Annotated in this window: 23 protein-coding genes; 15 read left to right on the top strand and 8 right to left on the bottom strand. The window is 65.7% G+C overall.

From position 1 onward, the window contains the following. Positions 1–21 precede the first annotated feature (21 nt). Positions 22–180 carry a hypothetical protein gene (locus V5F77_RS06810; RefSeq protein WP_429004577.1) on the top strand — a complete coding sequence of 53 codons (159 nt, stop codon included), beginning with the start codon at positions 22–24 and terminating at the stop codon, positions 178–180. A 47-nt stretch (positions 181–227) separates the two neighbouring features. Here the strand turns inward: V5F77_RS06810 and V5F77_RS06805 are convergent, their stop codons facing one another. Beyond that, a complete protein-coding gene (locus tag V5F77_RS06805; RefSeq protein WP_429004576.1) occupies positions 228–914 on the bottom strand; it encodes a spermidine synthase in 687 nt (228 codons plus the stop codon). Positions 915–1,236: 322 nt separating this feature from the next. On the opposite strand from V5F77_RS06805, the gene V5F77_RS06800 reads away from it, so the two are divergent. After that, positions 1,237–1,821 (top strand): hypothetical protein, encoded by a 585-nt coding sequence (locus V5F77_RS06800; RefSeq protein WP_429004575.1) that lies wholly within the window; start codon positions 1,237–1,239, stop codon positions 1,819–1,821. Here the strand turns inward: V5F77_RS06800 and V5F77_RS06795 are convergent, their stop codons facing one another. Together V5F77_RS06795 and V5F77_RS06790 are read right to left on the bottom strand one after the other, a co-directional pair. After that, the gene (locus V5F77_RS06795; RefSeq protein ID WP_429004574.1) at positions 1,822–2,073 is read right to left on the bottom strand and encodes a GlsB/YeaQ/YmgE family stress response membrane protein; all 252 of its coding nucleotides are present in this window, start codon (positions 2,071–2,073) and stop codon (positions 1,822–1,824) included. It lies immediately after the preceding gene. A gap of 271 nt (positions 2,074–2,344) precedes the next feature. Continuing rightward, positions 2,345–3,139 carry an N-formylglutamate amidohydrolase gene (locus tag V5F77_RS06790; protein WP_429004573.1) on the bottom strand — a complete coding sequence of 265 codons (795 nt, stop codon included), beginning with the start codon at positions 3,137–3,139 and terminating at the stop codon, positions 2,345–2,347. Positions 3,140–3,487: 348 nt separating this feature from the next. On the opposite strand from V5F77_RS06790, the gene V5F77_RS06785 reads away from it, so the two are divergent. Further along, positions 3,488–4,294, top strand: coding sequence for a transglutaminase-like domain-containing protein (locus V5F77_RS06785; protein WP_429004572.1), 807 nt, complete (start codon positions 3,488–3,490; stop codon positions 4,292–4,294). Between the two features lie 91 nt (positions 4,295–4,385). Here V5F77_RS06785 and V5F77_RS06780 read toward each other — a convergent pair whose 3' ends face one another. Further along, a complete protein-coding gene (locus V5F77_RS06780; RefSeq protein ID WP_429004571.1) occupies positions 4,386–7,118 on the bottom strand; it encodes a DNA translocase FtsK in 2,733 nt (910 codons plus the stop codon). Positions 7,119–7,548: 430 nt separating this feature from the next. On the opposite strand from V5F77_RS06780, the gene V5F77_RS06775 reads away from it, so the two are divergent. Further along, positions 7,549–8,844 carry a threonine/serine exporter family protein gene (locus V5F77_RS06775; RefSeq protein WP_429004570.1) on the top strand — a complete coding sequence of 432 codons (1,296 nt, stop codon included), beginning with the start codon at positions 7,549–7,551 and terminating at the stop codon, positions 8,842–8,844. A 55-nt stretch (positions 8,845–8,899) separates the two neighbouring features. Here the strand turns inward: V5F77_RS06775 and V5F77_RS06770 are convergent, their stop codons facing one another. After that, on the bottom strand, positions 8,900–9,628 hold the full coding sequence (locus V5F77_RS06770; RefSeq protein WP_429004569.1) for a GntR family transcriptional regulator: 729 nt from the start codon (positions 9,626–9,628) through the stop codon (positions 8,900–8,902). 214 nt (positions 9,629–9,842) lie between these two features. On the opposite strand from V5F77_RS06770, the gene V5F77_RS06765 reads away from it, so the two are divergent. The 9 genes from V5F77_RS06765 (at position 9,843) to V5F77_RS06725 (ending at position 17,983) form a co-directional block, all read left to right on the top strand. Then, positions 9,843–10,970, top strand: a complete 1,128-nt coding sequence (locus tag V5F77_RS06765; protein WP_429004568.1) for a zinc-dependent alcohol dehydrogenase family protein — start codon at positions 9,843–9,845, stop codon at positions 10,968–10,970. 263 nt (positions 10,971–11,233) lie between these two features. After that, positions 11,234–12,535 carry an ABC transporter substrate-binding protein gene (locus tag V5F77_RS06760; protein ID WP_429004567.1) on the top strand — a complete coding sequence of 434 codons (1,302 nt, stop codon included), beginning with the start codon at positions 11,234–11,236 and terminating at the stop codon, positions 12,533–12,535. A 22-nt stretch (positions 12,536–12,557) separates the two neighbouring features. Then, positions 12,558–13,463 carry a branched-chain amino acid ABC transporter permease gene (locus V5F77_RS06755; protein WP_429004566.1) on the top strand — a complete coding sequence of 302 codons (906 nt, stop codon included), beginning with the start codon at positions 12,558–12,560 and terminating at the stop codon, positions 13,461–13,463. After that, a complete protein-coding gene (locus V5F77_RS06750) occupies positions 13,463–14,398 on the top strand; it encodes a branched-chain amino acid ABC transporter permease (protein WP_429004565.1) in 936 nt (311 codons plus the stop codon). Before V5F77_RS06755 ends, V5F77_RS06750 begins: the two co-directional genes overlap by 1 nt. Further along, the gene (locus V5F77_RS06745) at positions 14,395–15,138 is read left to right on the top strand and encodes an ABC transporter ATP-binding protein (RefSeq protein WP_429004564.1); all 744 of its coding nucleotides are present in this window, start codon (positions 14,395–14,397) and stop codon (positions 15,136–15,138) included. Before V5F77_RS06750 ends, V5F77_RS06745 begins: the two co-directional genes overlap by 4 nt. A 1-nt stretch (position 15,139) precedes the next feature. Continuing rightward, the gene (locus V5F77_RS06740; protein ID WP_429004563.1) at positions 15,140–15,844 is read left to right on the top strand and encodes an ABC transporter ATP-binding protein; all 705 of its coding nucleotides are present in this window, start codon (positions 15,140–15,142) and stop codon (positions 15,842–15,844) included. 39 nt (positions 15,845–15,883) lie between these two features. Further along, a complete protein-coding gene (locus V5F77_RS06735; RefSeq protein WP_429004562.1) occupies positions 15,884–16,636 on the top strand; it encodes an SDR family oxidoreductase in 753 nt (250 codons plus the stop codon). 38 nt (positions 16,637–16,674) lie between these two features. Next, entirely contained in the window at positions 16,675–17,070 is a 396-nt protein-coding gene (locus V5F77_RS06730) for a carboxymuconolactone decarboxylase family protein (RefSeq protein WP_429004561.1), read from the top strand. 13 nt (positions 17,071–17,083) lie between these two features. After that, the gene (locus V5F77_RS06725; protein WP_429004599.1) at positions 17,084–17,983 is read left to right on the top strand and encodes an NAD(P)-dependent oxidoreductase; all 900 of its coding nucleotides are present in this window, start codon (positions 17,084–17,086) and stop codon (positions 17,981–17,983) included. A gap of 70 nt (positions 17,984–18,053) precedes the next feature. Here the strand turns inward: V5F77_RS06725 and V5F77_RS06720 are convergent, their stop codons facing one another. After that, positions 18,054–18,308, bottom strand: coding sequence for a hypothetical protein (locus V5F77_RS06720; protein ID WP_429004560.1), 255 nt, complete (start codon positions 18,306–18,308; stop codon positions 18,054–18,056). Between the two features lie 195 nt (positions 18,309–18,503). Between V5F77_RS06720 and V5F77_RS06715 the strand changes: the two genes are divergently transcribed. After that, entirely contained in the window at positions 18,504–18,941 is a 438-nt protein-coding gene (locus V5F77_RS06715) for a VOC family protein (protein ID WP_429004559.1), read from the top strand. Positions 18,942–18,993: 52 nt separating this feature from the next. Then, complete coding sequence (locus tag V5F77_RS06710) at positions 18,994–19,479, top strand: VOC family protein (protein WP_429004558.1); 486 nt, start codon at positions 18,994–18,996, stop codon at positions 19,477–19,479. A gap of 3 nt (positions 19,480–19,482) precedes the next feature. On the opposite strand, the gene V5F77_RS06705 is transcribed toward V5F77_RS06710, so the two are convergent. After that, entirely contained in the window at positions 19,483–20,265 is a 783-nt protein-coding gene (locus V5F77_RS06705) for a TrmB family transcriptional regulator (protein ID WP_429004557.1), read from the bottom strand. 119 nt (positions 20,266–20,384) lie between these two features. Continuing rightward, complete coding sequence (locus V5F77_RS06700) at positions 20,385–21,311, bottom strand: carbon-nitrogen hydrolase family protein (protein WP_429004556.1); 927 nt, start codon at positions 21,309–21,311, stop codon at positions 20,385–20,387. Positions 21,312–21,336 lie beyond the last annotated feature (25 nt).

Below are 21,336 nucleotides of genomic sequence, written 5' to 3'. Positions count from 1 at the left end.
GCGGGAAGGCGGTGTCAATTTTTGGCCGATGACCGCGCCATGATTGCTTGCGCATCGCAGATGCATCAGCGTCCATCGATGGACGCTGATTTTCTCGCCCTGGTCGCGATTTTTGCAACCATCCTGTCGAGTGGCGCCGCGCTGCTTTGGGTTCTGCTGCGGCTTATCAAAGGACCCTAGAGGCAACCCCGCTTGGCAGGCCACGTGGCCGGGGGCCTGGATATCCCTCACCTGCGCCCCAGGGGACGGGTCGCGATCCAAATGACATGGCGCGCCCCGCCCCGCTTGCCGTTCGCGCGGACCCGCACTTCGTCGACAGCGAACCCGGTCCGGCGCAGGCGCTGGGAGAAGGCGGCGTCCGGCGCCGAGGACCACACCGCAAGCAGACCGCCCGGCCGCAAGGCAGCCCGCGCCGCCTGGAGCCCGGGCGCATCGTAGAGGCTATCGTTGGCGGGACGGGTCAGGCCGTCCGGCCCATTGTCCACATCCAGCAGGATGGCGTCATAGGGCGCCTCGGGTTCTCGGATCAGGGCGCCAACGTCACCCTCGCGGACCTGCACGCGCGGATCGTCCAGGCAGGCGCCGAACAGATCGGCCATGGGGCCCCGCGCCCAGGCGACCACCGCCGGCACCAGCTCGGCGACAACCAGAGTTGCGGCGCCGGGGAGGCCGGCGAGGGCGGCCCGCAGGGTGAAGCCCATGCCGAGGCCGCCGATCAGGACACGCGGCGCCTCCCGCCCTTGCAGCCGCTCACAGGCGAGCGCCGCGAGCGCTTCCTCCGAGCCGCTCAGGCGGCTGTTCATCAATTCCGTGGCACCGGCCATGATGGAGAATTCGGCCCCGCGCCGCATCAGCCGAAGCTCTCCCCCGCCATCGGGCACGGTTGCGGTATCGAGCTGGAGCCAGGGAATCACGGAAGGTACTTTCGAGCCGATCACGCATCTTGCGCGCGCCGCTACATAGGCCCAAGGCCGGCCTGCCCGCCAGATCCCCTTTGCGGCCGCGCGCCCGACCACTCCTGCGCCCAGAGTTCTGCCTTTCAATTGGAAAAGCCGGAGGTTCGCTGTATGAAGCGGCCCCATGCCGTTTGCTCAACGCGCGAAACCGATGCGACTCTGGGTGTTTGGCGCCCTCATCCTATGCACAATGGCCGACGTTTCGGCCAAGGCCGCCCCGCCTTGTGCGGCACCGGGCGCTTCTGGCGGGTGCGCGGACCGCGTAGCGGCGTCCGCGCAGGTGCCGAGACAGAACTGGACCATCGTCGAGGCGAAATCGCCCTTGGTCTCCAGTCGGCAGATCTCCGCCTCCATCTGGGCGGAACAGGATCAGGCCATCGTCGCGATCCGCTGCCTCGACGACCGGCTGGATTTTCTGTTTTCACCGAGCGGGTTGGCGGCGCCGCACGCCACGGCGAAAGTGACTTACCGCATCGGCGAGGGCGCTCCTATCACCGGCACCTGGGATGTGGCGCCCAACCGGCAGGACCTGCTCGCCCGCGACCCGGTCAAGCTGTTCGAGGCGCTGCCCGACCAGGGCGTGCTTTCTTTCCGCGCCGAGGGGCGCGCGAACATCGTTTATGCCGCGAGCTTCGCGTATCGCGGCATGAACGAGGTGCGCACCCGCTTCGCTGCGATCTGCGATTGGAAGGCGAAGCCACAGCCGGTGGCGCCCCCACCACCGCCTTCTGCCCAAACCGCGCCGGCACCGCCGGCACAGCAAGAGGCGCCGGCGCAAGCTTCTTCCGGACAACCCATGCTGCCGCAACAAAACCCGGAGCCAGAGCCGCCGTTGCGGCGCCTGCCCGACGATCTGCGCCGGTAATCAGGCGCGGCGGGCGATCTGGCCCCAGGCGAGAAGAACGATGAGCGCGCCGACAACCGCGCCGATGAACCCGGCGCCCTGACCGGCCTGATACCAGCCGATGGCTTGGCCGAGATATGTCGCAACCAGCGCGCCGACGATCCCGAGCACGGTGGTGAGGATGAACCCCTGCGGCTCGTTCGCGCCGGAATAGATCAGTTTCGCGACAATGCCGGCGACGAAGCCGATGATGATGGTCCACAACACGCCCATGCTACCCTCCAGGCTGGAAACACGCCACCAACGGCGACTGTCTTGCTTGGGTTCCACCCGCGCCCTTTCATCTGCGCAGGGGAAAGCCCGCCCGGTCAAGTCCTAGCTGCGCCGGCAGGATAAGGCAGCCGCGGGACTTGAAGCGAATAACCTCTCCCCCACGGGGAGAGGTCGGCCGCGCAGCGGGCGGGTGAGGGGGCAGAGCTTCCCCCTCACCTCGGGGGATGGTGGGGTTGCGACGGCCGTTCCTGGATTTGGCCAGCGGCCGGGCTCAGGATGCGGCCGCGGCTGCCATGGTTTCATCAAGGCCGCGATAGGCCAGAGTCAGCAGGCGGGTAAACCTAGCACTCCACGCCAGCTGACCGGGTCCGTCGCCGATAAGGTCCTGGCGGATCTCAATGGCGACATGGGGAATCCCACGCCGCTCCCCGTGCACAGGAATGGTGTAGTCCGTGTCATCGCTCACGTTGTAGGGCTCATTGTCGCCGACGACGAGACCATCCTCCCGTCTCAGCAGCCCCAGCAGCAGATGGGCGAGGCGCGGGTCGCGATTATAGAGCACCCCCGCATGCCACGGCCGCGCGGCATTGAGGTACACAGGTGTAAAGCTGTGCATCGATACCAGGACGACCGGGCGGCCAGCCAGCCGCCGCGTCTCCAGCTCGGCTTCGATGCGATCGTGATAGGGCTGGAAGATCGCCCGAGCACGGGCCGCCGCCTCGGCCGCGCTCACCGAGAGATTGCCGGGAATGCCGGTGCGCTCGCTGACCTCCGGGATCGACGTCGGCGTTCCCGGAGGTCGATTGCAGTCGATGACCAGGCGCGAATAATTCTGCTGGATTAGCGTCGCGTCGAGTGCATCGGCCAAAGCGCGCGACACGCCGGCGATTCCGATGTCGATGGCGATGTGGCGGCGGCATTCGGACTGCGGAAGCCCGAGGCGGCCGAGGACGCGCGGCATGGCGTCGCCGGCATGGTCTGCGACGAGAAGGAACGGTGACCGCCCCCGCGCGTTATGGACCGTGACCGGCGCCGGCTCATCGGCTCCCAGGAAAGTATGCGCCATAAGATTCCTTGGACTTCATCGTTCGCTGAACGGCGCGATCTCCCGGAGGAATCGCGACGCCAGCTATACTCTATAGGGACTTGGGGCGGCAGCGGCCCAGGTGGTTTCCAGGCATGCGCTCTTCAGATGCCGGTTATTTAGCCAGCCTTTGCCGGCGATGATGTGACAATCATCGGCGGCCTGGGCCGGATGATGGTAATGTCGAGGGACAAGACTCGGCAAGGACATCGCGCGGACGAAATTTGCCCAGGCAAAGACTCGACACTGTGACGACCACGACCTGATCTTTTGCCGGCGCGTTGAGCGCAAACCATAGGGCTTTGCTCGCGCCGTCTCCGGAGACTTTCGATGAAGATTCACGCCGGCTACCAGATAGCCTACGATTGCCCGCAGCCGACCCCCATGATCTTGACCCTGAGCGTGCACCCTTCGCGGGTCGCCGATCTTCTGACCCCGGACCGGGTCATGCTCGACCCCTCGGTACCCGTGAACACCTATCACGACAGTTTCGGCAATTTCTGCCACGTCATCAACGCGCCCGCCGGGCGGCTGACCATGTCCGCCGATTTCACGATCCTGGACCCTGGGCAGGCGGACGTCTATGCCCCCCACGCGCAGCAGCATGCTCTGGGCAACCTCCCCGTGGAAGCGCTGCTCTATCTGCTGGGCAGCCGCTATTGCGAGACCGACCGCCTTTCCAACATTGCCTGGTCCCTGTTCGGACAGGTGCCCAAGGGATGGCCGCTGGTCGCCGCGATCTGTGATTATGTCCACGGCCACATCACCTTCGGCTATGCCCATGCCAGCCCGACCAAGACGGCGTTCGACGCCTATACGGAGCGGCGCGGCGTGTGCCGCGACTTCGCCCACCTTGCCATCACACTGTGCCGCTGCATGAATTTGCCTGCGCGTTATTGCACCGGCTATCTCGGCGATATCGGCGTGCCGCCGGATGGCGCAGCGATGGATTTCAGCGCCTGGTTCGAGGTCTATCTCGGCGACCGCTGGTATACGTTCGATGCGCGGCACAACAAGCCCCGCATCGGCCGCATCCTGATGGCGCGCGGCCGCGATGCCACCGACGTCGCAATCGTGACGTCCTTCGGCCCCTGCACCCTGGCCAGCTTCCAGGTGACCACCGACGAAGTCGCCTAGAAAGGGTCGCCGTTTCCCTCAGAGCGCAAGGCTTCGAGGGCGCATGAAAAACCGATGCCGCCAGGCGGCATCGGTTCGGAGGCGGGTGGGGTCAACCGGCGCCGCTTAAGATCTCGCGCTTGCCCGCATGATTGGCGGGGCCGACGATACCCTCGGTCTCCATGCGCTCCATCAGGCTGGCCGCCTTGTTATAACCCACCTGTAGCCGGCGCTGGATGTAGGAGGTCGAGGCCTTGCGGTCGCGCAGCACGATCGCCACCGCCTGTTCGTAGAGGTCCCCGGTCACCTCGCCGAGGGCGCCCTTGTCGAACACCGCGCCATCCTCACCCTCGCCGGCCCCTTCCGCGTCATCCTCACTAGTGACGGCATCGAGATATTCCGGCCCGCCCTGGGCTTTCAGATGCGCCACCACCTTCTCCACTTCGCCGTCGGAGACGAAGGGACCATGGACGCGGGTAATCCGCCCACCGCTCGCCATGTAGAGCATATCGCCCTGGCCGAGCAGTTGCTCCGCGCCCATCTCGCCGAGGATGGTCCGACTGTCGATCTTCGAGGTCACCTGGAACGAGATGCGGGTCGGGAAATTCGCCTTGATGGTGCCGGTGATGACATCCACCGACGGGCGCTGGGTGGCCATCACCAGATGGATGCCGGCGGCACGGGCCATTTGCGCGAGACGCTGGATGGCGCCTTCGATTTCCTTGCCGGCGGTCAGCATCAAATCTGCCATCTCGTCGACGATGATGACGATGAACGGCAGGGCCGAGAGATCCATGTCCTGCTCTTCGAACAGCGCTTCTCCGGTCTCCCGATCGAAGCCCACCTGGACCTGGCGCTTGATGACCTCGCCCTTTGCCCGCGCCTCCGCCATGCGGGCATTGAAGCCGTCGATGTTGCGCACCCCAAGGCGGGACATTTTCTTGTAGCGGTCCTCCATCTCGCGCACCGCCCATTTGAGCGCGATGATGGCCTTCTTAGGGTCGGTCACGACCGGCGTCAGCAGATGGGGAATGCCCTCATAAACCGACAATTCCAGCATCTTGGGATCGATCATGATCAGCCGGCAGGCCTCGGGCGCATGCCGATACAGCAGCGAGAGGATCATGGTGTTGATGGCCACCGACTTGCCCGAGCCGGTGGTGCCCGCCACCAGCAGATGCGGCATGCGGGCGAGATCGACGATCACCGGCTCACCGCCGATGGTCTTGCCGAGCGCGATGGCAAGCTTGGCATGGGCCGCATCAAGATGCGGGCTCGCCAGCAGCTCGCGCAGCCACACCGTGCCCCGCCGCCGGTTCGGCAATTCGATGCCGATCACGTTGCGGCCTTCGACCACCGCCACGCGCACCGAGACAGCGCTCATGGACCGGGCGATATCGGCCGCCAACCCGATGACGCGGCTGGACTTGGTGCCGGGCGCCGGCTCGAACTCATACAGGGTCACGACCGGGCCTGGATTGGCGTCGATCACCTCGCCGCGCACCCCAAAGTCACGCAAGGTCTGCTGGAGGATGGCCGAGCTTTGGTCCAGGAACTCTTCAGACAGCTCGAAATCGGGTTCCTCGGCCGGCGGCTCGCGCAGAAGGGACAGGTCGGGGAGCGTGTAGCGATCAAGCTCGCCTTCCTCCGCGTCCAGGAGTGGTAGGACGACCGGGGATGGCGGTTCGGAGGCGACGACCTGCGGAAGAACGGGGGCGGCCGGCGGGACGATCTCCGGGTGAAACTGCAGGGTCGGAAACGTCCAATGGAAGGATGCCGCGACGGCGGCGGAGACCGGCGGGAGTTCCGGCAGGCTCCGAACAGGCTCAATCTCCAAGTCGCCGAGGACCACGGCGTCCTCAACAGCCTCGACCTCCCCACGCGCCTCCGCGTCTTCTCTAGCCGGTGCGTCTCCAACAGCCTCCGCGCTGGTCAGTGCAGTAGCGGCCTCAACTGCGAAAGGCGGCGCGGCTTCAGTCGCCGCCGCCCAGATCTCGGCCTGGGGCAGCAGGTCTTGATCCGCGTTTGCTCCAAGGGCGAAGCTTTCGCCGATCTGGATCAGGCGGGCGAGCTTCGCCAGGGTGGCGGGCACCTGCGTTTCAACCGCGACCGGTGGCTCGCCCGGCTCCAGAGAAACGCTGTCGTGGGCCGGCGCTTGAATAGGCTCGATTTGCGACGTCGTCTCGTCCAATTCATCCATTGGCGCGTCCAGCACCGGCGGGCATTCGCAAGCCACCTCGCACGTCAGCACAGGCGCCGCCTCGGGCAAGCCCTCATCACGCACGGGCAGGTGGTCGGTTGCTTCCTCCACGCCGGCGGGCAAATCCAAATCGCCCGGCAGAACCGCGGATACGGCAAGACCAAGGTCGGGGAGAGAAATGGGGTCAAAATTTGCAACAGGGAGCTGTGGACCGGGCATGGCCGACGGCTCCGACATCGCGTTCCACGCCATGGTGCTGGTCTGCGTTTCCGGCTCGGTCTCCTCCACCAGGAAGCGCCAGGTCGGGCCGCTGGCCGCGACCGCCGCAGGTTCAAAAGTCGGAAGCGATTCGTTCGACACGGGGGAGATTTCAGCGAGCTGCCCGGAGGCCTTGTCGGCCGGTGCGTCCGCCGCACGCCGGGGCCGCAGAAAAAGGTCCGGCGTCCGCGTGAAACGGGTGTTCTCGTCGAGGGTAAACGGCCGCAGCCAGCTCGGCACCAGTTCGATCGCGACCCACGGCGAGGTCGGTCCGGCGGCGCCATCGCGGGGCAGCGAAGGCCGCGTCGGCGGCAGGGCGGCGCCGGCCCGGGCGGGGGCGGAAAAAGATGGCTCGAATGATCTGGGAGGGCGATTTGAAGAAGGCATGATCTTCCAGGACCCGGAGGGCCGGCCGAGCCGGCCGCGTTGCCTCCAGAGATACGGAGCCGGCGTTAACAGGAGGTTTGGAAAACACCATCGTCCCCAGGCCGGTACGCCCAGCGCAGGCGGCCCAATATGGCGCAGATACAGTATTTTCCGTCGCCCGCATCGGTTTCGGGATTATTTTCGGCGGCCCGGCAATCATTAACTCCGTGGAGTTTGAAGCCGCGCCTCAAGCGCCCGGGGAGGGCGCGACCGCGTGTGCCCCGGCCTGACGATGCCCGGCCCAAAAAATGCTGGAGAGGGACCGCTCACCGCTTTTGCGTCCGGACGCGGTATAGAAGATCAACTCTTTTCCCGGAGCCTGCCGATGCCCGAGCTGAATGGACCCGCCAAGACCGCGCTTTTCCTCGCCCCAGTGGTTGGGTGAGGCGGCATGACCTCATCGGCAGCGGCGCCGTCACCGGGCGACAATGACGCGTTCGCCCTGGTGTGCGCGTGCGCGACGATTCTCTATCTGAACGGCCAGACCACCGAGCGCACCATCGAGAACATCGCGCGGCTCGGCCGCGCGCTCGGCCTGTCCGTCGCGGTGTTTCCAACCTGGGGCGAGTTGATCATCCGCATGGAACCCTTAACCGGCCCTGGGATTTCGCGCGTGGAAGCCATCGTGGCGGCCCCGGTGGGCGTCGACATGAACAAGGTGACGCTGACCATCGAGCTCATCGACGAGGTCTGCGCCGACCGGATGGATATCGCCCACGCCCGCGCGGCGGTCCAGGACATCGCCCGGCTTCCGCCGGCCTCCACGCCGCGCTTCATCGGTTTGGCCGCGGCGGGAGCCGCGGCGCTGGGGGTCATCTTCGGCGCATCCGACCTGCCAAGCCTACTGCTGATCGCCCTGAGCGCCGGGGCGGGTGCCGCGCTGCGGCGCTTGCTTGCCCGCGTTTCACGCAATTTTCTGATGCAACCGCTGTGCGCGGCGTTGCTCGCCGGCCTGATCGGCGCCGCCACGTCGTGGCTCGTGCCGGAGGCCAACCTCTATCTGATCGCCCTGTGCCCTTGCATGGTGCTCGTGCCCGGGCCGCACCTGCTCAACGGATCGCTCGACCTCGCGCATCTGCGCATCGCCCTCGGTGCGGCCCGGCTGGGATTCGCGTCCCTGGTGATCCTGCTGATCTGCGTCGGGCTGATCGCCGGCCTGTCGCTGGGCCAAGCGTGCTTCCCCCCACCCGGCCCAATGGTGCCCGTGCCGCTCGCCCTCGATGTCGCGGCGGCGGGGGTTGCGGTCGCCGCGTTCGGCACATTCTTCTCCATGTCGTGGCGCACGCTGCCGATCCCTATCGCCATCGGCATGACCGCCCATGCGAGCCGCTGGGTGGCGATCGCCGACGGCGCTAGCCTCGCCGGTGGCGCGTTCATCGCCTGCCTGATCGCCGGCACCCTGGTTACGCCGATCGCGAATCGCATGCGGCTGCCGTTCGCCGCCTTTGCCTTCGCCTCTGTGGTCTCGCTTATTCCCGGCGTGTTCGTTTTTCGCATGGCGGCGGGGATGGTGGCGATCCTGGATGCCGGACGGACGGCCTCGCCGGACTTGCTGCTTCCACCGATTCTTGACGGCACCACCGCCGGCGCGATCCTGCTGGCCATGGCGTTCGGCCTCGTCTTGCCGAAAATGCTGCTGGAGCGGCTGTTCCCGTCCTGGGCTGGCATCAACCGCCATACCGCCTAAAGGTGAGAAGCCGTCCCCTTCATGAAAATCGAAACCCGCTTCGCTCGATAACCTCTCAGATGCCCGCTTTCGCTTTCACCTTGCGCCCGGGAGCCGGAGCGGAGGGCGTGACGAGGCTCGCATCAAGCACGGCCAAGGCAACCTTCGCTGCCTCTTCGATATGGCGACGACAGGCCTTCTCGGCCGCATCGCCATCCCCAGATGCGATGGCGTCGTAGATCTCACGGATTTCCACGATGCTGCGCGCCAACCGCCCGGTTTGGGTCATGGACGTGAAGCGCAGCAGGGTGATGCGGTTGTGCAGGCTGGTGAGCATCTGGGTGACGAACACATTGTCCGCCCCGTTCATCAGTACTTTGTAAAAACGTGTCTTCGCCTCGATCAAAGCCAGTTGCTCGTCGCTTTTCGCAGCTTTCACCAAGGCCTTGACCGTCTTGTCCAATTCCTTGACGGCGTCCGGATTCTTGCGCTCCGCGAACTGGCGGCCGGCATAACCTTCCAGCAGGGCGCGGATCTCATAGAGCTGGCGCGCCTCCTGCGCCGAAATGCTGCTGACGATAGGCCCGCGGTGGGGGATCGTCTGCACCAGCCCTTCCGCCTCGAGCTGGCGCAGCGCCTCGCGAATGGAGGTGCGCCCGACGCCGATCAATTCGCACAGCTCGCGCTCGATCAGCCTTTGGCCGGGCTTGAACAGGCCCTTGGCGATGGCGGCGCGCAGCTTCTCTTCCACCATGAGGCGCAGCGTTGCCGCTTGGCGTGTGATGTGTAGATCCTGATTGTCCATCGCCCGGCCTGACAAACGTGCGGTCCCGTTTTGCCATAACAGGCATGGCCTTCAAACCGCTGTCAATCTCACAGGAGAATATTGTCTGATTGACTGATAGAAGGGGCGCCGATAATTTTCCCGCACCGGCCACCCGCGGCGGCACCAAGCCGGCGAGCAAGCCAGATCAAAATGCCGGGGCAGCCCTCTGCTGGAAACACTCATCGAGGAAACCATGCGTATTCGCGCCGCCGTCCTGCGCGCCTCGCCCGTCGAGCGCCCCTATGCCGTCAACAAGCCGCTGAGCATCGAGACCATCGAGCTGGATCCGCCCGGCGCGGACGAAGTGCTGGTCAAGATCGCCGCCGCCGGCCTTTGCCATTCCGATCTTTCCGTCATCAACGGCGACCGCCTGCGGCCGACCCCCATGGTCATCGGCCATGAATGCGCCGGCGTGGTGGAGGAGGTCGGCGCGGGCGTCAGCGACCTGAAGCGCGGCGACAAGGTGGTGATGAGCTTCCTGCCCACCTGCGGCCATTGCATGCCCTGCATGGAGGGGCGCGCCCAATTGTGCGAGCCGGGCCACGCCGCCAACGGGCGCGGCACGCTGCTGTCCGGCGCGCGGCGATTCCATTGCGACGACGGCCTGCAGCCCTATCACCACAGCGGCGTTTCCGCCTTCGCGGAATATGCCGTGGTCTCCCGCCGCTCGGTGGTGAAGATCGATTCCGACATTTCGCTGGTGGAAGCGGCGCTGTTCGGCTGCGCGGTGATGACCGGAGTTGGCACCGTGGTGAACACCTGCAAGGTGCGGCCCGGCGACAGCGTGGCCGTGGTCGGCCTCGGCGGCGTCGGCCTGTCCTCGGTGCTCGGGGCCGCGGCCTGCGGCGCGACGCGCATCGTCGCCATCGACCTCGCCCAGGACAAGCTGGACCTGGCCTTGGAGCTCGGCGCCACCGACGCCTTCCTCGCCACCGATCCGGACATCGTGGAAAAGGTGAAGGCGGCGACCAAGGGCGGCGTGGATCACGCCATCGAAATGGCCGGTTCGGTGCGCGCGTTCGACCTCGCCTATAAGATCACCCGGCGCGGCGGCAAGACGGCGACGGCGGGGCTCGCCAATCCCAATTCCCAGATCACCTTGCCGCCCGTGAACCTGGTGGGCGAGGAGCGCACCATCCACGGCAGCTATATGGGCAGCTGCGTGCCGTCGCGCGACATCCCCCGCTTCATCGCCCTTTATGAGCGCGGCAAGCTGCCGGTGAATCGCCTGCTCTCCGGCACCGGCCCGCTGGAGGAGATCAATGCGGCCTTCGACCTGCTCGACCAGGGCAAGGTCGTGCGGCATGTCATCACCTTCTGAAGTGGTTTGAAAGCTTCAATCGAAGCTGACCAACATCGCCCGAAATGCCCGGCCCCGTGCCGGGCATCCCTGCGTTTGCGGCACCTTGCCGGCGCCCGCCGCTGCCGATTTCCACCCCGGTTTCGTGCCGTTTCCCACACCCTCCCGCGCGGCGGCGCCTGCCGGACAAGAAACCTGCTTTGTCATGTTGACGGATTGTCTGATAGCAGGCAATCTTCCCACAAGGTCAGCGACAAGCTGCGGATTTCTTGGAGGAGACGTTCATGATTGCAAAGGCCGCCATGGCTGCGCTCAGCGCCGCCGTACTCGCGATTACGCCGGCATCCGCGGTTGAAAAACCCAAAGAGCTAGTGATCGGAATCACCACCTTCCTGTCGGGTCCGGCCTCGGTCTTCGGGGTTCCGGGAAAGAATGCGGCGGACATGCTGATCGCCGATATCAACGCCAAGGGCGGCATTCTCGGCGTGCCGGTTCGGGCCATCGTCATCGACGAAGGCGCGGGCGCCAACCAGCTGATGTCGGAATATCGCCGCGTGGTGCTGAACGAGGGCGCGCAGGTGATGCTGGCCTCGGTCTCAAGCGCCAATTGCCTTGCGCTCAGCCCGGTGGCCGAGGATCTGGAAGTCCCGAACATCCTGTGGGACTGCAGCTCGCCACGCATCTTCGAGGACAACAAATATAAGTATTCCGTGCGCACCCAAGCGCACACCGGCGCGGAAATGCTGGCCGCGGCCCTGTATCTCGTGAAGAACAAGCCGAACTTCAAGACCATCGCCGGCGTGAACCAGGATTATGCCGCCGGGCGCGACCAGTGGGGCCTGTTCCTCACCGCGCTCAAGGCGCTGAAGCCCGACGTGCAGGTGGTGGCGGAGCTGTTCCCGAAGTTCGGCGCGCCGGATTATTCCACCGAGATTTCCCGCCTCCAGGCGCTGAAGCCGGACGTGGTGGTGAACACCTCGTGGGGCGGCGATCTCGACACCTTCGTCCAGCAGGCGGCGGCGCGGGGCTTCATGACCCAGAGCACCTTCGTGCTGCCGCTCGGCGAAAGCTCGCTGGAGCGCCTGGGCGACGCGGTGCCCGCCGGCGTCATCATCGGCGGACGCGGCGATCATTACTTCCTGCATCCCAAGCATCTCAAGGACGCGGCGTTCCAGGACTTCGTGAAGCGCTATCACGACAAGACCGGCGCCTATCCGATCTATCCCGTGTTCCACATGGCACAGGCGATGGCCGCGCTCCAGGATGCCTATGTGAAGGCCGCCAAGGACAACAACGGCCAGTGGCCCTCCAAGGATCAGCTGCTCGCCGCGTTCCAGAATCTGAAATTCCACGGCCTCACCAGCGACGTGACCATCCGCGCCGATCACCAGGGCCTGGAAGACCAGCTCATCGGCACCACCATCCGCGTGCCGCAATATCCCTTCGCGGTGCTCGACAACATCTCGATCTATCCCGGTGCGCTCGTGACCACGCCCATCGGCGAGAAGTCGGCCGAATGGCTGAGCAAGATCAAGCCCGCGATGGCAAGCGACCCCTCCATCGAAACCTTCGCCGCGGCGAAGTAAAGGGATCGGTGAGGCCGTCTTCATGTCCTTGGACATCATCCTTCTGGCCATGCTCGATGGCCTCTCCTACGGCGCCCAGGTGTTCCTGGTCGCCGTGGGGCTTTCGTTGATCTTCGGCGTCCTGCGGATCGTCAACGTGGCCCATGGGAGCTTCTATGCCATCGGCGCCTATGTGGCGGCGTCGCTGGGCATCTGGATCGCAACCGCGGGCTGGAGCCCCTGGCTCTCCTATCCCGCCATGCTGGTCGCCGCGATTCTTGTGGGCGTGGTGGTGGGCGGCCTCCTGGAGGCGACGCTTCTGCGCCGCATCTACGGCAAGGAGCAGGTGCTCCAGCTGCTGGTGACGTTCGCCGTCTTCATGATCCTGGAAGACGTGCAGAAGGTCACGTGGGGCGTGAAGCCATATTTCGTCAACACGCCGCTGAGCCTGCTCGGCACGGTGAACGTGCTCGGCATCAATTATTCGGTCTATCAGCTGGCGGTCATCCCGCTGGTGGCGCTGTGTGTGCTGGTGGGGCTGCGCTTCATCCTGCGTTACACCCGCATCGGCCGCATCGTCACCGCCGTGACCGAGGACCGCGAGGCCTCCATGGCCATGGGCGTGGATTCCAGCCGCGTCTATCTCTTCACCTTCATGGCCGGCGCCGCGCTCGCGGCGTTCGGCGGGGCGCTGGCCTCGGGCTCGACCTCGCTCGTTCCCGGCATGGGCTCGGGCATGATCATCCTCTCCTTCGCGGTCGCCGCCACGGCGGGGCTCGGCCAGATCGAGGGCGCGGCGGTGGCGGCGCTCATGATCGGCCTCGGGCGCTCCATCGCGGTCTATCTCGCCCCGGAATTCGACGTGCTCATGCCATATCTCATCATGTTCGTGGTGCTCCTGTTCAAGCCGCAGGGCCTGTTCAGCACCCTCCAGACGAGGAAGGTGTGATGCGCTTCGACCTCCTGTTCGGCGCGATCGCCTTCTGCGCGGTCGCGGGCGTTCCCTTCTTCATTCCCTGGGCGACGGTGATGCTCACCATCGCGCTCGGCGTGGGGCTTGCGGTGCTGGGCGTCGTGGTCCTGCTGCGCGCGGGGCAGATCTCGTTCGGCCACGGCCTGTATTATGCGGCCGGCGCCTATACGGTCGCGTTCCTGGTGCAGGCGCGCCTGGGGCTCGACACCCTGCTGCTGCTGCCGGCGGGCGCGCTGGTGGCGAGCGTGATCGCGGTGGTGTTCGGCTTCTTCGCCGTGCGCTATCGCGACATCTTCTTCGCCATGATCAACCTCGCGGTGTCCATGGTCGCGTTCTCGCTGCTGGAAAAACTCTATTCCATTACCGGCGGCGGCGACGGGCTCAACGTGGCGCGGCCGACGCTGGCGGGCCTCAAGCTCGGGCGCGTTTCGTTTGAATTCTGGATGTTTTACACCACCCTCGCGATCGTCCTTGTGGTGGCGCTGGTGGTCGGGCGCTATCTCGCCTCGCCGCTCGGCAAGGGGCTGGAGGCCATCAAGTCGAACGAGACACGGCTTGAATATCTCGGCGTGTCGAGCGGGCGCATCCTGCACATAGCCTATGCGGTGTCCGCGTGCCTCGCCGGGCTCGGCGGCGGCGTCATCGCCATCGTCACCGGCCATGTGGCGCCGGAATTCGCCTATTGGGTGCGCTCGGGCGAATTCGTCTTCATCGCCATTCTCGGCGGCGCGGGCAATGTGGTGGGCGCGTTCGCCGGCTCGATTGTCTATGAGGTCGTCCGCAATTACGCCGCCGCGTTCGCCGCCGATTACTGGCAGACCATTCTCGGCGTCTCGCTCATCGCCATCATCATGTTCGCGCCGCAGGGGCTGACCCAGATGCGCTTCGGCAAGAAGAGGGGCGGGGCATGACGCAGATCGTTCTGAAGGCCGAGAATCTGCGCCTGCGCTTCGGCGGCGTGGTGGCCGCCGACGGCGCCTCGCTGACCGCCCATGCGGGCGAGCGCATCGCCATCATCGGCCCCAACGGCGCCGGCAAGACCACCTTCGTCAATATCTGCACCGGCTATCTCAAGCCGCAGTCGGGGGCGGTGATCTTCGAGGGCAAGGACATCACCCAGCTTGCCCCGCGCACCATCGCGCGCGGCGGCATCGGGCGCTCGTTCCAGCTGCCGCAGCTGTTTCTCGACAATACGGTGTTCGAAAACCTGCTGCTCGCCCTCTCCGCCCGCGAGGGCACCTGGCGGCCCTGGATGCGGCTCGATCGCCATCCCAAGGCCGACGAGATGCGCGACATGCTGGAGGTGATCGGCCTCAGCAGCGTGGGAGACCGCCCCGTGCGCGAACTGCCCGAGGGCATGCGCAAGCTGATCGACATCGCGCTCGCGCTCGCCCTCAAGCCGCGCCTCGTGTTCATGGACGAGCCGACCAGCGGCGTCTCCAGTCGGGAGAAATTCTCTATCATGGATACCCTGGTCCGTGCGTTGGATCATAGCGCCACCACTGCCATTTTCGTCGAGCACGACATGGATGTGGTCTCCCGCTACGCCGATCGCGTGGCGGTGTGGACCGGCGGCAAGATCGCCTTGGAGGGAACGCCGGAGCATGTGCTCAACGATCCCGACGTGCGCAAGAACGTGATCGGGGTCTGACATGCTGAAGATCGAACGGCTCTCCGCCCAGATCGAAGGCATCGAGGTGCTGCGTCACGCGGACCTCGAAATGCCCCAGGGCTCCACCATCGCCCTCATCGGCCGCAACGGCGCCGGCAAGACCAGCCTGCTGCGGTCCATCATGGGCTTCATGAAGATCACCGCCGGGCAGGTCACGCTCGACGGCAACAGCCTGGCGCAGGTGCCGCCCCATCGCCGGCCCTATCTCGGCATCGGCTATGCACCGGAGGACCGCCGGCTCTACGGCGCCTTCACCCTGGAACAGAACCTGCGCTTTCCCGCCGAGGTCATGCGCCTGCCCGAAACAGAAATCGCGCGGCGCCTGGAGCGGGTGTATGGCGTGCTGCCAGAGCTGAAGGACATGCGCGAACGGCCCGCGGCGGGCCTTTCCGGCGGGCAAGGCAAGATGGTCGCGCTCGGCCGCGCGCTGATGGCCGGCGACCGCATCATCCTGCTGGACGAACCGTTCCAGGGCCTCGCGCCGGTGCTGGCGATCCGCTACGGCACCGCGCTGCGGGCGCTGCGCGACGCGGACCGGGACATCACCCTGCTGATCACCGAATCCAATCCCAGCCTGCTGCGCGCGTTCGCCGACCGGATCTATGTGATCGAGCGCGGCGAGGTCTCGACTCTCGACAGCCTGCCGGAATCCTCTCTCGCGGAAGCCGGTCTCGGCGGACATTGACGTGGTCGCCACCCCCTTCATCAAGCTTAAGGAAAACCGATGTCACTGGAAGGAAAAGTCGTCATCGTCACCGGATCGGGCAGCGGCATCGGCAAGGCTGCCGCCACCTTTTTCGTGCGAGATGGCGCGAAGGTCGTGATTGCCGACAGCAACGAGGACGCCGCCCAGGAGACCGCCGCGGCCCTCGGCCCGAACGCCCGCGCCGTCCGCACCGACGTCAGCCAGGATGCCGATGTGCGCGCCATGGTGGATTTCACCGTCGCGCAGTTCGGGCGGATAGACGTCCTCGTGAACAATGCCGGGTTCGGCTTCACCGGCACCGTGGTGAGCATCGCCGAGGCGGATTGGGACCGGTTGATGTCCGTCAACCTCAAAGGCGTGTTCCTGTGCTCGAAGCACGTCATTCCCCTGATGGCGGCTCAGGGCGGTGGCACGATCGTCAACACCGGCTCCTATACCGCCATGGTCGGCATCGCCGACCGCGCCGCCTATGTCGCCTCTAAGGGCGGCGTCGTGGCATTGACGCGCGCGATGGCGCTCGACCACGTGCACCAGAACATCCGGGTCAATGCCGTTGCGCCCGGGACGGTCCATTCTCCTTATTTCGACCGCATGTTCGCACAGGCCGCCGACCCGGCCGCCATGAAGAAGGCACTCGACGACCGCGCCCCCATGCATCGCATGGGCCGGCCGGAGGAGATCGCCGAGGCCATCCTCTGGCTCGCCTCCGACAAGTCGGCGTTCGCCACCGGGTCCACCCTCACCATCGACGGCGGCACCTCCATCTGGTGATGGCGGGTTCGCATGCGCTTTTTCAAGGAGCTGATCCCATGGCCAACACGCGTCCGCGTTCCGAAAAATTCGAAAAAGGCCTCAAGACCCGCCGCGAGGTGCTGGGCGAGGACTATGTCAACCGCTCGGTCGACAACGCCACCGACTTCAACTGGCCGATGCAGGTGCTGACCACCGAATATTGCTGGGACAATATCTGGAACCGGCCCGGCCTCGACCGCCGCGCGCGCTCCATCTTGAACCTCGGCATGATCAGCGCGCTGAACCGCCCGCACGAGCTGAAGCTCCACGTTCGCGGCGCCATCAACAATGGCCTTACCAAGGAAGAGATTACCGAGATTCTTCTGCAGATCGGCGTGTATTGCGGCATCCCGGCCGCCATCGACGGTTTCCGCATCACCAACGAGGTGCTGAAGGAGATGGGCCTTGACTGACCCTGAGGCCTCGATGCCCGTCGTCGCCTTCATCGGCCTCGGCATGATGGGACTTCCCATGGCGGCACGCCTCGTCAAGGCCGGATTCGAGACCCGCGGCGCCGATCTCTCGCCGACCGCGCGGGAGGCTTTCTCGGCGGCCGGCGGCGCGGCTTTCTCGGCGGCCGGCGGCGCGGCTTTCGCCGATGCGTGCGAGGCGGTGGCCGGTGCGGGCGTGGTCATCACCATGCTGCCCGACGGCAAGATCGTCCGGGAGGTCCTCCTGGGGCTTGCGGCGGACCTGCCGTCTGGCACGCTGATCATCGACATGAGTTCCTCCGCGCCCCTCGGCACCGTGAAGCTCGGCGAAGAGCTAGCGGCGAAGGGGCTGCGCTTCATCGACGCCCCGGTCTCCGGCGGCGTGAGGCGCGCCGTGAATGGCACGCTCGCCATCATGGCGGGCGGGCCGCAGGCGGATGTGGAGACGGCCCGCCCGGTGCTGGAAGCCATGGGGCAGTCGCTGTTCGGCACCGGCCCGCTCGGCTCGGGCCATGCCATGAAGGCGTTGAACAATTACGTCTCGGCTGCCGGCCTCGTGGCGGCGGCGGAGGCGATCATCGTCGCCAAGCGGTTCGGGCTCGACCCGAACGTCGCGGTGGACGTTCTCAACGCTTCGACGGGCAAGAACAATTCGACCGAAGTGAAGATGAAGCAGTTCATCATCTCCGAAAGCTTTGGGTCCGGGTTTTCTCTCGCCCTGATGGCAAAGGACCTGCGCACGGCGGCCGAGCTTGCGGACCAGCTCGATCTTCCCATTCCGGCCATCCAGTCCACCGCCGACCTCTGGGACAAGGCGAATGCCGCCCTGGAGCGGGGTGCGGACCATACCGAGATCTATCGCTTCCTCGCGCAGATCTCGGCCGACAAGAGCTGAGCGCGACGACACCGGAATGAGACCTTGCGCCTCATTCCGCCACGATAGTAACGCAAAGCCCCCGCAACGCTCACCCCTCCTCGCCGGAGAATTGCGGGGGCAACGTACCGGCCTTGAACAGGATGGTGGGTGCGTCGTCATAATCGCCCATCTCCGCATCGCCGGAGGAGGAAAACGCCACGACCCCGGCGCGGTTCTCCGCCAGCCGCTCGGCCAGCCGCTCAGCGGCCCCGGCCGACTTGCAGGAGATGGGCGCCTCGGCAATCAGCCGCTTGCCTTTGCCGGCCTTGAACCCCTGGACCAGATAAACCGTCTCGCGCGCCATGGCATGTCCTCGGCGACCCGCTGTCCCGCGACGCGACTCGCGGCATGAAGGGGGCACACTCCCGGCCCGGCGTATAGCCATGGCGTGCGGATCGCCCCCATACGGGCGCGGGATGGCGGCGGTTTTTTTTAACAGCTCTTGTCGGGAAACCGTCGCGCACGACGTCCTTGGGGCTCGCACCGGAAGGAGACGCCAATGCCGAAGCTCATTTTCATCAACCTACCCGTCACCGACCTGCCGCGCTCGAACGCTTTTTATGAGGCTATCGGCGCACGGAAAAACCCTCAGTTCTCCGATGATACCGCGACCTGCATGGTGTTCTCCGAGACCATCCACGCCATGCTGCTGACGCACGACAAGTTCCGCATGTTCTGCTCGAAGGACATCGCCGACGCGCGCACCACCAGCGAGGTGCTGATCTGCATCTCCGCCGACAGCCGCGAGGAGGTGGACGCCATCATGGACAAGGCGAAGGCGGCGGGGGGCGGGGTCGACCCGACGCCGACCCAGGATTTCGGCTTCATGTACGGCCGCAGCTTCGAGGATCCCGACGGTCACATCTGGGAAATCATGTGGATGGACATGGAAGCCGCGACCGCCGCCATGGCCGCCGACACGCTCGTGCAGGGCTGAAGCCACTATACCGCGGGACACTCCCGCGCCTCCCCGTCCGGAAGGAGACGCCATGTCCAAGATATCCCCGTGCCTCTGGTTCGACGGCGAGGCCGAAGAGGCGGCGACCTTCTATGTCTCGCTGCTGCCGGATTCGCGCATCGCGCATATCCAGCACAACGTGATCGACTCACCTGCCGGCAAGGCCGGATCCGTGCTCCTGGTGGAGTTCACCTTGGCGGGCCAACACTTCCTGGCTCTCAATGGCGGTATGCGTTTCGAATACTCGCACGCGGTTTCGTTCAAGGTGGATTGCGACGACCAGGCGGAGGTGGACCGTCTTTGGGAGGTCCTCGGCGACGGCGGCCAGGTCGAGCAATGCGGTTGGCTGAAGGACCGCTACGGTGTCTCCTGGCAGATCGTGCCTGCGATCCTGCCCATGCTCCTCCGCGATCCCGATCCTGCTGCTGGACAGCGGGTCATGGCGGCCATCCTCAGCATGGTGAAGCTGGACATCGCCGCACTCAAGGTGGCTCATGCCGGCACCGCACCGGCATGAGGATCACGAACCCTTGCGCCGCCGCCCGTTGGGACGCGCCGCGGGCTCCTCGGCGGGCGAGCTGAGCGACCATAAAGTTTCGAACAGCGCCGTCTGCAGCCGGGCGAAATCCTCGCTCTCGATGACCAGTCCGTAATTCTCGCGCTTGGAGGAGATGATCGCGACCTTGTCGTCATAGACATATTGCGTGACCGACAAGGTGATGGCGTCCGGCGCATAGCGCAGCTCGCGCAGGTCCTGCGCCGTGGACGGCCAGATCCGCTCCGTGTCCTTGTGGCGCGAGCGCACGACCTGGAGCTGAATGCCTTTCTTCAAGCGCTCGGAGATATAGGAATCCATCTCATCAAGACCAGGGGTTTCGATGAGCTCGTCCATGGAGAGGATGCCGCGCAGCAGCTTGCTCTGGCAGGAGAGCGTTTCCCACAGCACCGTCCGCACCCCTTCCTCGCCCTCGTAAAAACGGATCTGCGGCTTGCCCTTGGCGCGATTATAGAGCGAGCGGATCTGCGGCATCAGGTCTCCCAGCACCTGCCTGCGCAGTTCCAGGCGCTGAAGCATGCCGACGGGATCTTCCGCGACAATGAAGCGCCGGCCCTGGCGCTCCTCCACGCGGATCAGCTCCTCCTGCTCCAGGCGGGCCAGCACGTCATAGGCCGTGGTCCGCGCGAGGCCGGCGCGGGCGGCGACCTCCTGAACGGGCGCCTCGCCCAATTCAACGGCGGCCATATACAGCTTGAACAGCTTGCCGGTGATGCCGATCTTGGCGAGCTTTTCCTCGATGTCCATGTTGCCCTATGTGAGTGAGGAGCCTGGCGGGGCCGCACCGTACCGCAATCCGCCGCGGCCCGCGCGACCGCCCGGGCACTATACGGTGGATCGCCCGGGATCGAGAACCTGCGTCCCGTTCAGCCCTTCAGGGCCACTGCGGCCTGGGGCGCTTCGTTGACCGTAAGCGTGAACACGTCGGGTCGCGCATAATTGCCGGCGACGTCGAAATCGAACTTGGCCCGGCCGAGCTCATCCATGTCCAAATCGGCCGTCAGAAGGCACTCCGCGTCGAACACCGGGCCGGCCAGCACCCGCCCCAGCGGATCGATGATGGCCGCGCCGCCGTGCATGACATAGGCCTCGGGATCATCGGTGACGGCGCAACGATAATCGGCGGGAAAATCCCCGCGCTTCACCACCTGGCAGGTGGAGAGCACGAAGCAGCGGCCCTCCAGCGCGATATGGCGGATGGTGGGAAGCCAGGTCTCGCGGTCGTCGGCGGTGGGCGCGCAATAGAGCGATACGCCCTTGGCATACATGGTCATGCGCAGCATGGGCATGTAGTTTTCCCAGCAGATGACGGCGCCGATCTTGCCGATGGGCGTATCGAACACCGGCAAGGTGGAGCCGTCGCCGAAGCCCCAGGCGAGCCGCTCGCCGGCGGTGGGCATCAGCTTGCGATGCTTGCCCATCAGCGTGCCGTCCGGGCCGAAATAGAGCACGGTGCAATACATGGTGCCGAGTTCGCGTTCCATGACGCCCATCACCACGAAGCAATTGGCCGCCGCGGCCGCCCTACCCAGCCGCTCGGTCTCGGGACCTGGAACGGTGATCGCAGCATCAAGATAGCGGCGGAACTCGTCGCGCCCGCGCACCGTGCGCACGCCGATGGAAATGTCGAAGTCCGAGCCCTTCGGATAGACCGAGATGAACGCCTCGGGGAACACCACGATCTGGCATCCCGCTTCGCCCGCCTTCGCGATCCATTCCTCGGCCTTGACGACCGAGCCCTCGACATCGAAGGGCACCGCGCCCACCTGGGCGACGCCGGCTTTTACAATCATGATACGCTCCGTTTGAAAGATGAGG

The organism is Roseixanthobacter psychrophilus, assembly GCF_043195195.1.
In the GTDB taxonomy this organism is placed as follows: domain Bacteria; phylum Pseudomonadota; class Alphaproteobacteria; order Rhizobiales; family Xanthobacteraceae; genus NCEH01.
The sequence above is the reverse complement of the archived record's forward strand: the minus strand, read 5'-3'. Positions and strand labels throughout refer to the sequence as shown.